General features: G+C 42.6%; 14 protein-coding genes and 1 pseudogene. All 15 read right to left on the bottom strand.

The window, feature by feature from the left end:
* On the bottom strand, positions 1–56 hold a 56-nt coding region (locus tag ACJHWR_RS13625), incomplete at its 3' end, for an IS1 family transposase (RefSeq protein ID WP_097491765.1).
* A gap of 513 nt (positions 57–569) precedes the next feature.
* Positions 570–1,004, bottom strand: a complete 435-nt coding sequence (locus ACJHWR_RS13620; RefSeq protein WP_223216380.1) for a hypothetical protein — start codon at positions 1,002–1,004, stop codon at positions 570–572.
* Positions 1,005–1,046: 42 nt separating this feature from the next.
* Positions 1,047–1,748 (bottom strand): annotated as a pseudogene (locus ACJHWR_RS13615) (oligosaccharide flippase family protein); the annotation flags it as partial.
* Complete coding sequence (locus tag ACJHWR_RS13610; protein ID WP_001328290.1) at positions 1,729–2,754, bottom strand: glycosyltransferase family 4 protein; 1,026 nt, start codon at positions 2,752–2,754, stop codon at positions 1,729–1,731. The pseudogene ACJHWR_RS13615 and the gene ACJHWR_RS13610, both read right to left, overlap by 20 nt.
* Positions 2,705–3,883 (bottom strand): O-antigen polymerase, encoded by a 1,179-nt coding sequence (locus ACJHWR_RS13605; protein WP_001214007.1) that lies wholly within the window; start codon positions 3,881–3,883, stop codon positions 2,705–2,707. Before ACJHWR_RS13605 ends, ACJHWR_RS13610 begins: the two co-directional genes overlap by 50 nt.
* Entirely contained in the window at positions 3,883–4,755 is an 873-nt protein-coding gene (locus ACJHWR_RS13600) for a glycosyltransferase family A protein (RefSeq protein WP_001027535.1), read from the bottom strand. The genes ACJHWR_RS13605 and ACJHWR_RS13600 overlap by 1 nt, the downstream gene beginning before the upstream one ends.
* Positions 4,756–4,758: 3 nt before the next feature.
* Positions 4,759–6,525, bottom strand: coding sequence for a hypothetical protein (locus tag ACJHWR_RS13595; RefSeq protein ID WP_001373134.1), 1,767 nt, complete (start codon positions 6,523–6,525; stop codon positions 4,759–4,761).
* Between the two features lies 1 nt (position 6,526).
* A complete protein-coding gene (locus ACJHWR_RS13590) occupies positions 6,527–7,441 on the bottom strand; it encodes a glycosyltransferase (RefSeq protein WP_001183563.1) in 915 nt (304 codons plus the stop codon).
* A 216-nt stretch (positions 7,442–7,657) separates the two neighbouring features.
* Positions 7,658–8,551 carry a UTP--glucose-1-phosphate uridylyltransferase GalF gene (gene galF / locus ACJHWR_RS13585; protein ID WP_000183060.1) on the bottom strand — a complete coding sequence of 298 codons (894 nt, stop codon included), beginning with the start codon at positions 8,549–8,551 and terminating at the stop codon, positions 7,658–7,660.
* A 242-nt stretch (positions 8,552–8,793) separates the two neighbouring features.
* Complete coding sequence (locus tag ACJHWR_RS13580; RefSeq protein ID WP_000999466.1) at positions 8,794–9,789, bottom strand: N-acetyl-alpha-D-glucosaminyl-diphospho-ditrans,octacis-undecaprenol 4-epimerase; 996 nt, start codon at positions 9,787–9,789, stop codon at positions 8,794–8,796.
* A 157-nt stretch (positions 9,790–9,946) separates the two neighbouring features.
* Complete coding sequence (gene wcaM / locus ACJHWR_RS13575; RefSeq protein ID WP_001115987.1) at positions 9,947–11,341, bottom strand: colanic acid biosynthesis protein WcaM; 1,395 nt, start codon at positions 11,339–11,341, stop codon at positions 9,947–9,949.
* Positions 11,342–11,351: 10 nt separating this feature from the next.
* The gene (wcaL, locus tag ACJHWR_RS13570; RefSeq protein ID WP_000862667.1) at positions 11,352–12,572 is read right to left on the bottom strand and encodes a colanic acid biosynthesis glycosyltransferase WcaL; all 1,221 of its coding nucleotides are present in this window, start codon (positions 12,570–12,572) and stop codon (positions 11,352–11,354) included.
* Positions 12,569–13,849 (bottom strand): colanic acid biosynthesis pyruvyl transferase WcaK, encoded by a 1,281-nt coding sequence (gene wcaK / locus ACJHWR_RS13565; RefSeq protein ID WP_000770801.1) that lies wholly within the window; start codon positions 13,847–13,849, stop codon positions 12,569–12,571. Before wcaK ends, wcaL begins: the two co-directional genes overlap by 4 nt.
* 71 nt (positions 13,850–13,920) lie before the next feature.
* Positions 13,921–15,399, bottom strand: coding sequence for a colanic acid undecaprenyl disphosphate flippase WzxC (gene wzxC / locus ACJHWR_RS13560; RefSeq protein ID WP_000058491.1), 1,479 nt, complete (start codon positions 15,397–15,399; stop codon positions 13,921–13,923).
* A gap of 1 nt (position 15,400) precedes the next feature.
* Complete coding sequence (gene wcaJ, locus ACJHWR_RS13555) at positions 15,401–16,795, bottom strand: undecaprenyl-phosphate glucose phosphotransferase (RefSeq protein WP_000183124.1); 1,395 nt, start codon at positions 16,793–16,795, stop codon at positions 15,401–15,403.
* Positions 16,796–16,817: the final 22 nt, after the last annotated feature.

Here is a 16,817-nt window from a genome sequence, read left to right as displayed (position 1 = left end):
CGCACCACCCCGTCAGTAGCTGAACAGGAGGGACAGCTGATAGAAACAGAAGCCACTGGAGCACCTCAAAAACACCATCATACACTAAATCAGTAAGTTGGCAGCATCACCTACTATTGATTACATACTCTTTACTTATATCTTCAGTAGAAAACTGTTCGGAAATTAAATTGTTAATTGACCCCAGGAAATTACGCATAAATGGAGTAACTAATACAATAGCGAAGAGTACGTAAAAAGAGTAATTTTTACTTAATCCTCTATTATGCTTCTTTTTCCAAGAAACATAAGCAATCAAGAAAATTGAAATAACAAGGCTTACAATCAGAAATCCATAATATGTTAAATTTTCAACCGATGCCCCCTCATGCGGCATTAACATATGGAAATAAACTGAATCATTTATCCCAACGCCAGTAAAACTGTCGGCTATTAGCCAGAATACATATACAATCAAGACAGTTGTGATAGTGATTAATTTAAATACACTTATTTTATTACTACGCAGAACCGAAATATAAAAGCAAAAAACAATCAATAAATTCATTTTAATTATTCTACGTTAATAGTTAGAGTTTGTGTTTTAATTTCAAATATAAACCATAGCATAAAATCAGAACTAATAACTCTGAAAATATAGCGGAAATGACTGCACCATAACCTGCATAGAGCCATATTAGTATCGGGGCAACTACTACGGACACAATAGAAACAAAAATCAGAACACGTGAGAGGAATAAAGTATTGCCTGAACACGGAAGATAAACCATTGCAAAAAAGTTACTCAACAAGATAACAACAATTAGCAATGACATTAGTTTTAGAAAAATTGGCAGTAAAGATATTGTAGGGAATAAATAACGAGAGAAAAAATCCGCTCCAAAGAAAATAAATAAAAACTCCATCCCCCCCAGTAATAATAATGAAACAATCGTTTTCCATGTACCATTGATGAACTTTGATTCATCATTTAAGTATTGTACTTGTACTATCTGTATAAACACATAATTCCCTGACACGATCCCCCTAATAATTTTGTCACTTAATGCATACGCGGCCAGATAAGCGGGCGATATAATGCCTAATAAGATCTGATAAAAATTAGTGTATAATGTTATCGAAATATTCGAGATAAAATAGCTAAAACATTCCTTAGATAAATTATAAATTTCACAAGCAGGAACTTTTACAACCTTAACTTTATTCTTATATAAAAAATAAGCAAGTGCAGCTAAGTTAGGTAGGATATTGAAACAACTATAACATATCATCAGATAGATATAATTATCATTGATAAAAATGAGGGGTATGAAAATTAGCTTAACAAGCGAATTTAATACATAAAAAAAATGGAGCTGATCAACTACTTGATAGAGGAACTGGCATGAGAATACGTTTCCTAGCAGAATGAAAACAAGTATAAAAAATATAACTTCATTATTATATAGCAAAATACAATAAATGAATACTGCGCATAGGACGAATAGTATTACTTTTAGTCCAAGAATAGTAGATAAAAGCCGACTTAAATCACTCTTATTTTCATTTAACTTTCTTAATAATGATATTTGCAACCCGTATTCAACAATGAATTGACAATACATTAGCAATGCCAAAACAAAGAAAAATGATGATAATACTATTGGAGATAATATTAAACTTATTTCTTTAAAGAAAAGAATAGGTAGTATAAAGTTAATTCCATAGCATAATATTATTGTGCCATATTTATAAATTTCTTTCTTCATATAATTTTTTATACCAACTTAAATAGTTCAATGACATCACTTCTGAAGAAAATTTTTGGCTTATCGCTGTGGCACTTGCATCTCGAGACATATCTGTCTTGGTTAATGCACTTGAAATTGCATCGTAAAGTGAATTAATATCGTCTAACTTGAAAAATTCAACTTCTCCTGAGCCAAATAACTCTCTGAACACTTCAATGTCTGAGCAAACTGTTGGGATTTTATTTACAAGAGCTTCAATGACTGCAATGCCAAACCCCTCACTTTTAGATGGTTGCACATAAACATCAAATTTCCCCAACATAGAACTCGCATTTGATATATATCCATGCAAAGTTACACGCTGAGATAAATCAAACTTATCAATAATATTTGTTAATTTCCCACGGTAAGTTCCTTCACCAATTATATGAACATGGAACTCTTCTCGCTCCGCGGCTAGATATAGGAGTTGCTCTAAGCCTTTTATTTTTTCCAGATGCGCGATCGATACTATATTTATTTTGCCGTTATTTAGCCTTGAGTTATCTTGATATAATTCGATGTCAGGAAAGTCGATTCCATTATATATATGGTGGCATTTAAGACCATGTTTAACATAAAACCGTTTAGTCGCCTCACTAATTGCAATACATGAATCAAATCGCTTTAATAATTTAAGCCAAGCAAAAGCGATCAGATATCCTTTTATTCCATATTTATTCTTAAGATCATCTAAAATAAAACTATGAAGCGTACTTACATTAATGACATTTTTGCTGGTCTTACAATTAATAACATCGGGTCTTAAGCCATGAGAGTGAACAATATCATAACTGTTTAAAATGGTTCTATCATTTAGCCTATTTATATTCAGTTCTGACTCGTCTATATCCAACTCTACAATTTCATCAAGATAATAAATATCTATATTGACACCATGCTTCCTTGCCCCTTCACATATTGAAAGGGCTATATTATTTGGCGCGGTATTTTTTAAAGATGGTATTATCATCGCTATTTTCATATTTAAGGACCATCAAAACAACTAAGTAGACAATTATTGTAAAGGCAAAAATATTTAGTGTTATTGGGGAAAATATAGATTCCATACATAATGTAGTAAAAAACACAGAAGAGACTAAGAACTTAGTTGATTTAAAAGCACTCTTCTCGATTCCGACAATAATAAAACCAGTCATAAAACTAACCATCATGCTACCAATCAGGCCGCTATCTATATATACCCCACCCAAAGAAGTATAATAGGCATTATATGGCAAATAACGATTTACTCCCAAATCATAGAATTCATTCAACTGTGCTCTAAAATCGTTTATTGATGACATGATAGACGAATCAATGGGATAAAAAATGATATTATATATCCCCAACGATGCCAAGCCAGCCCCATTATATTTAATCAAATGATTTGATATTATATTTTCATCAAACAAGACAAACGGAGCTATATGATAATTTATAATTGAGCTAAATAATGTACCAATGATGTCACTCTTCATATCCCTTGTGTAACTCATTATCAATGAGAATAATAAGGCAACCATCCCTACAATTATAATTTTCTTGATTCCTTTCTTGAGAAGAATACTCGATACTATATAAGATAATATAAAGTAATAAACACCAGTTCTTGAAAGGAAAATAATATCGTATAGCAGCAAGGCAAAGAAACATAATGAAATAGTCTTTTTGCTGTTCGTTATAATAGTATAAGGAACTAAGGCGAATACTAACAGGCTAAGTAAATAATAGAAGTAAAAGCCAAACACGCCATAGAAGTATTTAACATTATCTCTTGAACCATCAAAAAATGCTTGTCTATAAGATGATAGATCAACCTTATTGAAATAATATATATTTAAAAGAGCAATTAAAGAATAAAAAATAAAAAAGCAATAAATTAGAACTATGGCAGAAGCATGCCTTTTCTTTATCTTTTGCTCCTGTTGCAACATTTTCATTCCGTTTGGGAGCGAAACACCACCTAACATCATGCCAAAGAAAAAACAGAATAAAAATGCAATATAGCACAGAATAGCTTCAGTACTCAGCTTATTTAGACCGGTCATGCCCGTAGCTGAAATCAACAGAAAAATAGAATACCACGCAATTACAAGCATTCCCCCTCTCATTACTTCGATTCCTTTCTAAACCTCAAATAACCTCTGAGAAAGGAAATCTCACGTTTTAAATATATCTTTTTATTTTTTTTAGAGAAGATCCTAGATATAGCTAATAACATTTTTGCTGTCAAATATACATAATCGGTGGTGAAGGAATTGTTTTTCATTGATGCCGTTGCTTTTCCAAATGATTCAGCCAGTTTATATAGATAATCGACATCCAATCGCTTGCTTTCCATGAAATGGCAAAATGGTGTATTGTCAGGTATCAGAGTGTATCCTTGTTTTTTGACAAAATTACACAATAAGTTATCTTCCCCAGAATCCAGACTGTCTTTTGTTCTACCCTTTAGCTTTACTGATAAAGCATCCGTATAAAATTTTTTTAAGATACTAGACCGAATAGCCAAGCTAGCACCATACAACATGTTAGAAGTTTGTGCAGAACATGCATATGCATCCAGATTCTCAAAAAACCACTCAGGAATAACGGTATTAGCAATAGGAATACCGCGTCCCCCGACAGCGCCTACTTGTTTGTTTTCAAAATATTTCTCTAGTTTTGTAAAATAAGATGGTACCAGCCAATTATCATCATCACAAAAAACAACAATCTCATTTTTGGACTCGTCCAGCCCTCGCCGTCTAGCATGAACAAGGCCCGGAATCGATTCAAAAACAATTTTAAAGATTTGCTCCTCCCCCGTATTACGCCAAAAATCCTCAGCTGTTTTAACAGTTTCATCAGATGAGTTATTGTCAACAAGAATAATCTCGTCAATTAACCCCTTGGATAGAGATACACATTGTGAAAGATGAAAAAGGGTGTTTACGATTCTATTTTCTGAGTTATAGCAACAAATTATTACTGAAATATTCATATTTTATCTAATTAAAAGTGAACATAATTTTGCGCTCAGCGATACTTTAGAGGATTTAAGTATCGACTCACGCCATCCATTTCTATGCAATTTTATTCTTATTTCATTTCTTTTACTTTTAGAAAAAAAACTTCGGAAAACATCTACTGCGCTAATGTTAAATTCTTTGTCGATAAAATCATTCAAACCGAAGCTTTCATTTTGGATACTGCCAACATAAAAATCAGCTATTTCTTTAGATGGGTTAGTTACTATTTTTTTGTAACTTTCAATAGCTAATCTTTCAATATCATTGATATTTAACTTTCCCTCTTTTAACATAATAGATAGATTCATAAATTCCTCAATGATAGCATCTTGCATAACTATTAAATGTTTTGAATTTTCTATCTCAGCGTAATTTTCTTTTCTTTTCGGTTTATTGTTTACATAATCGACAACACTTCCGTCCAAAGCATTGAAAACCGTCTCCATAAAAGCTACACCTTTCATGGTCCATTTTTGTCTAAATCTGTTGTTATCAAAAATTACAGATGATTTATTCTGACCTGACTGGCCTGGGTAAAAATCAAACAATCCGAGATAACATCCATGTTGAATATAATTATTTTTCCGCGACATTAAATTATCTTGGATGCTACCCCGCCAACCAATATCCACGATGATACTTGGCTCAGAATCGAACTCAATGGATGTAAGAAAATTTTCTGTTCGTTTTTTTTTATCCTCTATACTTTTTATTAGTTGTTTTACCAAAGGATCATTTCTGTGAGATAATAAATCATTTACATCATGATACTTTGTTGTGAGCTCGGAGTAACAATCATCAAGATGAAAGAAACTAAGAAACGTAGACACTCCATAGCCATACTGGGTTAATGCATCATTAAATCCTAAAAATTCATCAGACTCATTAAACTTCAATGCTAAGCTGGCTACTCGACTGATTGGCAATATTTCCGTAGTTATAGATGGGAATATGTTAGGTATTTGGTTTAGTAGAAGATCAAAGTTTTTTTTGAAAAAAACCCCCTCCCTTGTAAAAAAGTAGATCTTATTGCACTTTTTCTTTCTGGAAGTTTTTAATATAAACAGGCTAAAGGACAAAATAATAAATGCTAACCGCTCATAGTCATTTTTTATTTTTAACTTATTTATTTTCTTCTTTTTGGATTTTATAAGTCTAACTTGGGCACCTGCACGCTTTGCCATTTTTATATCAGCTAATTCATTATCTCCAGTATGGATCCATTTCCTTTGCTTCAATAGTTCTATTTTTTCATACAATGAACCCATATGCTTACTGACGCCATACTCAGCTGACGTCACACCATCTAAAACCGATACTTGGTGGTGGTGTAGCAATTTCTTTATGAAACTGGAGTCAGTATAAAAATCAGAAATAAATAATTTGTCCCCATAGTCACTCCCAATTAACTCTATAACCTCTTTATTTTTATATGTACAATTTCTCTCTACGAAATAATATATTTGTTCCCAAGCAGCAGTCACAGAGTTATTGCAAAATCCATTCATTAAATTATTTTCAATTAATATCCCAACAATAAGCTCTTCAATAAAATATTCTTCTTTTCGATTAAAAAAATCACTCTCCAGTGCTTTTACTTTTTTATACACATCCTTATGTTTCTCAGGTTTTCCAAGATACAAAAGTAGCCAGTACAACGAAACCTCTAACGTATATGATGGTAAACAATGACGTTTTAAAATAGTATCCCATACATCATATGTATAAACAGTTTTATTCATTTTAATTTAACTTATGTACAAGTTTAAATATATTTGAAGGAAGGACTCTGACACCAAAATGGATTAATATATATAACAAATTCCGTACGCTAAGCATTTTAAGTTTCTTGGCGTAATACAATCTTGTGGATAATTCGGTTACAGCCTTATTCAAACCTCTTCTTCTTTTTAGCGTCTGCTCATTAATTCTGTACTTTAGAAGAACGGAGTCAATATTTGCAAACTTTTTATTCGCGGATATTAACTCGAGCCATAAGCACATATCTTCTGTCAGTGGCTGATTTTCAGGGTATCGCATCCCGTTATTAAATACAGACGATTTAAACATCACGGTTGGATGAACGAAAGGACATTTTTTAAAGGCATTGTTTTTAATGGCTTCATCTGTAAAATAGATCTTGCATTTTTCTCTTGCTGACTCACCACCAAACTCTTGACACAACCCACCAACAACATCTAACTCAGGGTTAGCCATAAAAAAATCTATTTGTCGTTGAAATCTATCTTCTAAACTTATATCATCAGCATCCATTCTGGCAATAAAATCAAATTCATTATTAACTAGCGCCACTGATATTAATTTATTCAAAGCATAAGCTAATCCCTTATTTTTTTCACTTCTAATGAAAATCACATGTTGCGAATTATAATTTTGCAAAAAACTTTCAATATCTGGATTTATCTTGCCATCGGCATAAATAAAGAAAACAAAGTTAGAGTATGTTTGATTAATAATACTGTCAAAAGCCTCTTTAAACTCATTAAATTTATCATTAATATAAACCGACATTATTACTGCAATTCGTGGGCACTTATTTTTCATTCCATCAATCCACGCTACCGCCCCTGGCTTAACAGCTACCAGTGCACTGAACTCATTGATATTGCGTACTGTTACTGAGAGACATTGCTGCATCTCCCTCGAAACTCAAACGCTAATTGTCTTACCAATCCGTTCTGGAAACAAGGAAAATCCAGGAAAACTTTGACGAAAAGCCTATTGCTAACTATTTGTTATTCTGATTGTTTATACAAAATAACGGCAGGAATATTCGCAACAAATTACTTTCGCCACGAATCTTCACTGCTGTTATAGTTTCCTTGCCAACCGTCACATTCGGTCAGATTTTCATTATTCGCTTAACAGTTTCTCAATGCCTTTGCGGAACTTCGCCCCTTCTTTGAGGTTGCGCAGTCCATACTTCACAAACGCCTGCATATAACCCATTTTTTTACCGCAGTCATAGCTGTCACCAGTCATCAGCATGGCATCAACGGACTGTTTTTTCGCCAGTTCGGCAATGGCATCAGTCAGCTGAATACGCCCCCATGCACCAGGCTGAGTGCGTTCAAGTTCCGGCCAAATATCGGCAGAAAGCACATATCGACCAACGGCCATGATGTCTGAGTCCAGCGTCTGCGGCTGATCCGGCTTTTCTATGAATTCAACAATACGGCTGACTTTACCTTCACGATCCAGCGGCTCTTTAGTCTGAATGACGGAGTATTCAGAGAGGTCACCCGGCATACGTTTTGCCAGCACCTGGCTGCGGCCCGTTTCGTTGAAACGTGCAATCATGGCAGCAAGGTTGTAGCGCAGCGGGTCGGCACTGGCGTCGTCGATCACAACGTCCGGCAATACCACGACAAATGGGTTGTCACCAATGGCGGGTCGTGCACACAAAATGGAGTGGCCTAAACCTAAAGGTTCGCCCTGACGCACGTTCATAATGGTCACGCCCGGCGGACAGATAGACTGTACTTCCGCCAGCAGTTGACGCTTCACGCGCTGTTCAAGGAGAGATTCTAATTCATAAGAGGTGTCGAAGTGGTTTTCGACTGCGTTCTTGGACGCGTGAGTTACCAGGAGGATTTCTTTGATCCCTGCAGCCACAATCTCGTCAACAATGTACTGAATCATTGGCTTGTCGACGATCGGTAGCATCTCTTTGGGAATCGCCTTAGTGGCAGGCAACATATGCATCCCAAGACCTGCTACCGGTATAACTGCTTTTAAATTCGTCATTCTTTTCCTACCTCTAAGTGGCTGATAGTGCGTAAATTATTGCCATAGGTTAGCCAAACGTTATGGCTATATACCAAAGCTTAGTTCCGCATAACTTTGCTTAAACCTTAGAATAACACTACACACCATCAGCATCTGGGTTACTCGGATTACTCGGAATTCCGCATACTGATAATTTAATCAGTACCTCTTTCCGAATAATCGTAGTCCAACCTGGTCCTTATTTCTCTGACTCGTCTGCATTACTCAGAAACAAACGTTATGTCGTCTTTTTTGGCATGAACGAATTCATACTGCAGTGTTCGATCCAGACCTTGCGACAGCGTATACGGTGCCACAAAACCTGAAGAATGCACTTTCGTTGCGTCAAACTGTGTTGTTGCGCAGAATTTTTTCACGCGCACTGAGCTGACAGCGTATTTTTTGCCCGTAATTTTGCTCAGGATATCAAAGCAATATCCACCCAGCATTCCTAGTGGGTAAGGCAAGTGCATAGAAGGGATCTTTTTGTTCAGGCTTTGTTCAACTTCAGCAACCAACTGGTTCATGTTCAGGTCTGGCTTATCAACGTAGTTATAAACCTCATAACCTGCGGCAACATTCTTCAGTTTGTACTTGATAAACTCAACAATGTTTCCAACATAAGCCATGGACTTATAGTTAGTCCCTGCGCCCACCATCATAAACTTGCCGCCAGCGATCTGTTTCAGCAAGTTATAGACGTTACCGCGGTTGCGTTCACCGAAGATAACGGTAGGACGGATGATAGTTAATGAACGTTCTGTTGGTGCTTTGTTATACCATTCACGCAGCACTTCCTCTGCCTGCCACTTACTTTTGCCGTAGTGGTTGAAAGGATCGTGTGGATGGTTTTCGTCAGGGTTGTGTTTGTTCAAACCATAAACAGCAACGGAACTGGTAAAGATGATATTTTTAACGCCATTTTTTTCCATGGCCGCCAGCACATTGCGGGTACCCTGAACGTTGACATCATAATAGAGAGAAGTAGGGCTGACGTCATCGCGGTGTTCCGCTGCCAGTAGTACAACAGTGTCAAAACCGGCTAACGCCTGGTCGAGTGCCTGTTGATCACGAACATCGCCAATCTGTGTGATTTCTGGATAAAAGTGGCTCTGCTGTTTGTCCAGGTTCTTGATATTAAAGTCAGCAATTGCCGTTTCAAGTAGTCGGGTTCCTACGAATCCGGAAGCTCCTATGAGCAAAACGTTATCGTTCATAAATCACTTTAGTCTGGTTGTTACGTAAGAAACACAAGATAAAGATGAGTACCTTCCCTGAGTAGTCAATGCTGCCCAGCCCCAGCTTTAACAGTTAGTGTGAGGATTATAATCTTTTAGAACATTATATCCAGTAAGTTTATGAATGGTCGCAAATCTACTCCCTCCGTTCTGGCAATCTAAAGTTAATCTTTTCCACATTAACAATGTGGTGATTAACTCTGTCGATATCGACGGAGCTTTGCCCTTTTTCATTCACCGCATGAACATTTGCAAGTGACAGCAGTGTTTCTTTTTTCGCCATAAAGACGCCGCGAACGTCTTTGCGCATGTCGAAGTTCATGCTCAATGCGGGTCCAACTGAGGATTCCTGCATCACCTTGATATTTCGCATAAAAAGATGTTGCGGTTTGTTGTGTAACTCCAGCGACGCACGCTTCATCTCAATGTTAGTCAGCGCCACAAAGGAGACAGCATTCCCGGCAGAGATTTGGATACCGCGCAATTTATAAGCAAGATGGGTGTTATCCATTTGAATATTATTCACTCGGAAATTTTGCGGTATTGAGAGATATTTGCCTTTAATTACCCCATAGCCGATTAACATCCCAGCGCTATTAATCATTTCAATATTATCAATCACGAAATTGTCACAACCGTAAATAGCAACTGTCGCGTTATCAATGCCTGCTTTCTTGCTGAAATCCGGCGTGATATTGCGGGCTTTGATATTACGAATAACAAAATGTTTACCATTTTCAACATGGATCAACTGCCGACAATCCGATCCCGTGATATTCGCCACGACAAAGTTTTTCACTGCCTGGTCTTCCGGGTAGTTATTATCGTAGGTACTTCCCGCAAGGCCTATGCCGATACCCCAGTTGATTTTGCCGTTGGTACAGTTGATGCGCTCGATGACATGGTCAGATATCAAAATATCACGGTCGTTAATCGCCACGTTCCATTCAATGGCGTCGCCCTGTAAATCACTAAATTTACAGTTGGTGATGTTGGCACCGATAATCTGGTTATGAAATCCCTGGCGTAAGATGGCGTAATTAGCGTGGCTAACGGTCAGGTTATCGATGGAGAGGTTACGCATTACTCGTTTGTTTTTGCCGCCGATATAAATCTGCGTTACCGGACCAAAGCCGCTCATCGTCAGCCCTTTGATGGTGCAGTCAGAGCCACGCACATCCAGGGTGATGTTATGCATACTGCCACCCTCCTCCCCTGTCACCTGGCTGCTGTCCTGTAAGACAAATCGCCCTCTGCCGTTGCCGCGCAGGCTTCCAAGGATGTGTAACGTTTTACCTGCAGGAATGAAGATGCCGGTGTTGATATTGTCGCAAACCAATCCGGCAGGCACGACGACCGTTTGCCCTTCGCCGAAGGCTTGTTTAAATGAGGCGATCCAGTCGTGTGGGTTGTAGTCGTTAATGTTAACGCTTTGTCGGGCGGGAAGTGCACGGGCGAAAGGGGTATGGAGGAAGGCAAGCGCGGAGCTTGCCGTCAGGAAGGTGCGTCGGGAGAGTTTTTTAAATGGCATACGTTCTCCTCTATAAAGCCTGCAGCAAGCTGGCGAGTTCTCGATTAATCACCTGCTGGTTAAAATCGTGTTCGACTTTTTCGCGCGCACGTTTGACGACCGGAGCCAGTTCGTCGGTGTTCAGTTGGCTAAACGCCGCCAGTCGTTGCGCCAGTGCGCGAGCATCGTTCTCAGGCACCAGCCAGCCGGATTTATCGGCCTCCACCAGTTCTGGTATTCCGCTATGCAGAGTTGAAACAACCGGAATGCCGACCGCCATCGCTTCCATTAGCGCCACCGGAATACCTTCCATATCGCCATCCGCACCCGTTATCGATGGCAACAGGAAGACATCCGCGTCGTCGAGCATCGCTTTCACTTCATGGCTCGGTTTAAAGCCCGGCATCTCTACCACATCTTCCAGTTGATATTGTTCGATGAGCGTGCGCAGGCGTCGTTCCCACGGGCCAATGCCGAGGATGCGATAGCGAAATGCCACGCCCTGCTCTTTCAACTGCCGGCAGGCTTCGATCGCCACATGCAGGCCTTTTTTCTCGGTTAAGCGTGCGACGGAGATGATTTCCAGCGGCGTTGCGGGCGCTTTCACCGGACGCGGGCTAAAGCGCGTCATGTCCACGCCCATACGCGATACGGCGATTTTTTCCCTCGGACAGCCCATTTTTTGCAGCCTTCCGGCCCACAAATCGCTTATCGGTAACATCAGGTCGCCACGGCGAAACAGTTGTTGATATTCGGGAGTGTAGTGGTTGAGCACGTCCCGACTGGAGATATCAATACCGTGGAAGATAGTGGCAATTTTGCCGCGAATGACACCCAGTTCGCGTAGTTTTGCTGCGGTTACCCCCGCAGGGCCAAAATGAGCGATGAACACATCGGCGCGAAACGGTGTTGCGACCTGACCACAAATGGCAGACAAAATCAGGTTCCGCGACTCGGCGCCATAGCGTTTGAGGTTGAGCGCCTGCCAGGTATTTTTACGATGAATGCCGCGTAACGTCTGGCTGGCGCGGTGGCGCAGTTTCGCCACTTTGCCCGTAGGTTCGTCCTGTAACCAGCGGGTTCTGGCAGCAAGGTTGTATTTCGTCCATGCCGCGTGGGTGTTCTGGGTGTCGCCTTTTTGCAGCGCGACAATCTCCACCTCAAAGCCCATATCAATAAACGCGGTAATTTGATTGAGGACGAAGGTTTCCGACGACAGCGGAAATTTCAGTAAAAAGAAGCCGACCTTCATTTCACCTCCCCGATGCGTTCAAGCACAGATTGCACCATCTGCATTCCTGTATGACGCTCACGACTGACAGCTTCGTTAAGTCGTGCGTTCAGCGCCGGAAGCTGGCCTAAGGTATCCGCAACCATCGCTTGCAGGCTGCCGTCCAGTAAATGACGGATATCAATTGCCATCTCTGGTAGCCCCAGTTGTTGCATAATCCCGGCGGATTTATGTTCATAGTTGATGGCAATCGCCGGAGTAGCAAAGTTCATTGAGATAATGGCTGAGTGCAGGCGCGTACCGACGGTGAGTTCACAGGCACCGAGAATTTTGCCCATTTCCAGATCGTTGAGTTCATCCATCACCACGTGGTAACGGGCAGGATCGCTGATGTGCTGGCGCAGGTTGAGCGCCACCATGCGGTCGTCTTTGTTATAGCTGTCGATGCCCGTACAGGTGGAGAGCGCAATAACCTGATAGCCTTCGTCGAGAATGCGATTGACCACCCCGGCAAAGGCTTTTTCATACGCTTGTTGAGTGGTGCCGAGACGTTTGTCGAACGGTGCCAGTTCGCGCAGGGTAATTGCCACCGTTTTCTGTTGTGCGGCAACGTCCAGCCAATGTTGAACGGCATAGCTGGCGGTGAAGTCTTCTGTGTGGTGATCGACCAGCCACGCGGTATCGACGCCATGTTCCACTTTTGCGGTGGTGATATTGCTGCGTTTCATCAAATCAAGGCTGACCGATTCGCGCAGGATCAGCGCGTCACAGTGACCAAAAACGTAGTTCGCCAGTTGGTTAAATTGCTCATCCTGGAACGGGCCGACGCTGTGACCAATCATAAACAGCGGCTTTTTCGCCATGAAAGTGCAAAGCGCATGTTCAAACTGCGGAACGCCATAGAGATCGACAAAAAACGATCCGCCGACCTGAATAATGGCGTCGTAACCTGACAGCAGGCGCACGAAGTCGGTGAATCCCTGGGCGATGGCGATATTACGCAGCTTGCCAGTGTCGGTGACGCGTGAGAGCAATACCTGGTGCTGATAGCGGCGACGGAGGACTTTTTTAACGCGCCCGACAACGCCCGCCGCGCTGTTGTGTTGTTTCATTTGCAGGAACAGCGGATCGCCCATTACCGGGCGGTTGAGCAGCCAGGAAGAACTGACCGGATAGCGGCTCATCACGTCCACTTCGGCATGTGGATTGAGGATGTTGATGGCATCAAGTAAGCCGCGCAAGATGGCGCTGTCGCCACGATTGCCGCAAGTGTGGTTGCCCAGAATAAGTAATTTCATTTTTTCCTCATAAATTTGGTGCCAGGTGAGGTTATGTTGTTGTTTTTATTGCCGGAGCCTAAAACAACCATTCACCCCGCCCGTAAAAGCATTTTCATTTTTTCGCTGCGACAAAACTGACGCTTCACTTCCACCACCAACGAATGGCGCGACAGCACAATCATCACCACAAACGCCAGCACGCCCGCGGCTATTTGCACCGCCAGCAGCATCCCCAGCGCCAGTTGCCCTTTCAGCACAATGCCCAGCGCATAACTGACCCCCAGCGTCGGCAGCGAGAGGTAAAACGGCAGCCACAAACTCAGGATGTACTGGCGATAACTGGAACCGAGCACCGGTTTAATCATCACGAAATAGCTCAGAATGGTGTTGATAATCTGCACCAGCAGGAAGCCAAGCGTGACGCCGATTGCGCCCGCCATCTGCCCACCAATAACAATCGCCGGAATAAACAGAAAGGTTTTGAATACGTTGAATTTAAAGCTGATATCGACCCGCGCTTTCGCCATCAGCAGCGAACCAATCGGGTTCCCCACTGAGCGCAGCAGCCCCACCACACACAGCAATTGCAGCACCGGAATAATGCTGTTCCACTTCTCACCAAAGACCAGCGGTACAAAGTTATTCGACACCACCATCAGCCCCAGCAGCGCCGGAAAGTTGATAATCCCCACTACCGACAGCAGCTTGTAGAAGTTAACGCGCAGCTTTTCGGTGTCGTCCTGAATTTTGGCAAATGCCGGAAACAACACGCGGGTGATGATTGGGTTCAGCTTCATCGGCGGCACAACGGCCACGTTGTACGCCAGGTTGTATCCCCCTGCCACGCCCGCGCCGAGAATACGCGCCAGCACCAGCGTTGAAAGGTTGGTATTGAGATAGTTGATGATGCTGTCCGCCGTCAGCCAGGCACCAAAGCGTAAGTTCGGTGCCACCGACGCCAGCGAGAAATGCAGACCGGGGCGATAAATTTTGCGACCAAAGTAGCCAAACAGCAGCGTTCTTACCGCACTATTGACCAGATAACCGAGGATCGCGGTCATCGCCAGTGGCCAGAAATGGGCGCTAACCACCGTAAAAGTAAAGCCCGCCAGCACCGCGCTGGTTTCGATCATGCCGATTTTGTTGAACTCCAGCTCTTTTTGCATCAACGCGCGGAACTGCTGCCCGTGGGGGATCACCACAAACGCCAGCGACAATGTTTTAATCAACGGTGCCAGGTCCGGGTTGTTCAGCACGTCACCAATGAGATCACTCAACAAAAACACCGCCACACACACCACAAGCCCCAGCCCGACGTTCAGCCAGTACAACGTGGTAAGTTCCAGGTGACTGATTTCTTTTCGCTGAATAATCGAGTTAGCGATACCGAAGTCAGAAAGCGTATCTGCCAGCGCGATAATCACCAGCGACACGGTAAGCAGGCCGAACTGGTGGTTGTCGATAATCCGCGCCAGCACGGTCATCTGCACCAGCCCGAGGCCGATAATGATTACCGTGGCAATCGCCGACCACTTCGCGCCGCTGATGGTTTTTTCACGTAAGCTCATATCAATATGCCGCTTTGTTAACGAAACCTTTGAATACCGTCAGGAAAACGATTTTGATATCGAACCAGACGCTCCATTCGCGGATGTACTCAAGGTCGAACTCGACGCGTTTTTCCATTTTCTCCAGCGTGTCGGTTTCGCCGCGCCAGCCGTTAATCTGCGCCCAGCCGGTAATGCCCGGTTTCACCTTATGGCGCAGCATGTAGCCTTCAATGAGCTGTCGATACTGTTCGTTATGCGCCACCGCGTGTGGACGTGGCCCGACAATCGACATCCCGCCGGTCAGCACATTGATAAACTGCGGCAATTCATCCAGCGAGGTGCGGCGCAGAAAGTTCCCCACTTTGGTGACGCGCGGATCGTTCTGCGTCGCCTGAGTCACCACTTTGTCGTTCTCCATCACTTTCATCGAACGGAACTTCCACACTTTGATCGGTTTGCCATCCATGCCGTAGCGAGTCTGGCGGAAAATAACCGGCCCTGGCGAACTGAGTTTCACCGCCAGCGCAATACAGCACAGCACCGGAGAGATCAGCAGCAGGATAAGCGTCGCCAGCACAATGTCTTCCGCACGTTTTATCAGGCGGTTAACCCCGGAAAGTGGCGTGTCATACAGCGGCACCACCGGTACGCCATTCATCTCTTCGAGGCGTGAATGGAGAATGTTGAAGGTAAAGACATCGGGGATCAGCAGCACCGAACAGGTGGTGTCCGCCAGTTGATGGACCAGTTTTTTCACTCGCGCGCCGTCGCACATCTGCATCGCGATATAGACGTTATGAATCTTGCCCGCTTTCGCATCCTCGACCAGTTGTTGCAGATTGCCCGCCCAGTCGTTAGAAACGCCGCCCGGTTTTGGGTCGTGGTATACGCCCACCACTTCAAACCCTAACCACGGCTGATTACGGAAGCTCTCCATCAGCATTTGTCCGGCGGCTAAATCCCCCGCCACCGCGACCATGCGCTTGTTATAGCCATGATTACGCAGCCAGCCCGCCCCAATGCGAATACATGAACGGCAAACCACCAGTCCGATACTGGTCAGCCCATACCACGCCAGCCAGATTTTCAGTTGCGTGTCGAAATCATTGTTGAACGCCACCAGTCCAGCGCTGAAAATCACGCTTAAGGTCCAGTTTTGTAGCAACAGGGCAAATTCTGTCGCTGCCCGAACACCGCGCCATGAGCGATAAAAATCGGTGATGCCGCCCAGCATCTGGAACACCACCAGCGTAATCAGTGCCACCAACAGGTGCATGTAGAGGAATGACAGTCCGCTGACTTCGCAAACCAGCCATAGTCCGGCAAACATGATGGTGATATCTGAAAAGCGTTGCACCATAGAGATTAACGATGCATTGGTTTTCGCTCGCTCGCGCTTTTTTAGATTTGTCATCGTTGTTCCTGTTATTAGCCCC

Source organism: Escherichia sp. WS568 (assembly GCF_046486085.1).
GTDB classification, from domain to species: Bacteria; Pseudomonadota; Gammaproteobacteria; order Enterobacterales; family Enterobacteriaceae; genus Escherichia; species Escherichia coli.
The sequence above is the reverse complement of the archived record's forward strand: the minus strand, read 5'-3'. Positions and strand labels throughout refer to the sequence as shown.

What these genes read in the sequence shown, in the direction of transcription:
- ACJHWR_RS13610 (WP_001328290.1), bottom strand. Translation starts at nt 2,754, where the DNA reads ATGAAAATAGCGATGATAATACCATCTTTAAAAAATACCGCGCCAAAT.
- ACJHWR_RS13605 (WP_001214007.1), bottom strand. Translation starts at nt 3,883, where the DNA reads ATGAGAGGGGGAATGCTTGTAATTGCGTGGTATTCTATTTTTCTGTTG.
- ACJHWR_RS13600 (WP_001027535.1), bottom strand. Translation starts at nt 4,755, where the DNA reads ATGAATATTTCAGTAATAATTTGTTGCTATAACTCAGAAAATAGAATC.
- ACJHWR_RS13595 (WP_001373134.1), bottom strand. Translation starts at nt 6,525, where the DNA reads ATGAATAAAACTGTTTATACATATGATGTATGGGATACTATTTTAAAA.
- ACJHWR_RS13590 (WP_001183563.1), bottom strand. Translation starts at nt 7,441, where the DNA reads ATGCAGCAATGTCTCTCAGTAACAGTACGCAATATCAATGAGTTCAGT.
- galF (WP_000183060.1), bottom strand. Translation starts at nt 8,551, where the DNA reads ATGACGAATTTAAAAGCAGTTATACCGGTAGCAGGTCTTGGGATGCAT.
- ACJHWR_RS13580 (WP_000999466.1), bottom strand. Translation starts at nt 9,789, where the DNA reads ATGAACGATAACGTTTTGCTCATAGGAGCTTCCGGATTCGTAGGAACC.
- wcaM (WP_001115987.1), bottom strand. Translation starts at nt 11,341, where the DNA reads ATGCCATTTAAAAAACTCTCCCGACGCACCTTCCTGACGGCAAGCTCC.
- wcaL (WP_000862667.1), bottom strand. Translation starts at nt 12,572, where the DNA reads ATGAAGGTCGGCTTCTTTTTACTGAAATTTCCGCTGTCGTCGGAAACC.
- wcaK (WP_000770801.1), bottom strand. Translation starts at nt 13,849, where the DNA reads ATGAAATTACTTATTCTGGGCAACCACACTTGCGGCAATCGTGGCGAC.
- wzxC (WP_000058491.1), bottom strand. Translation starts at nt 15,399, where the DNA reads ATGAGCTTACGTGAAAAAACCATCAGCGGCGCGAAGTGGTCGGCGATT.
- wcaJ (WP_000183124.1), bottom strand. Translation starts at nt 16,795, where the DNA reads ATGACAAATCTAAAAAAGCGCGAGCGAGCGAAAACCAATGCATCGTTA.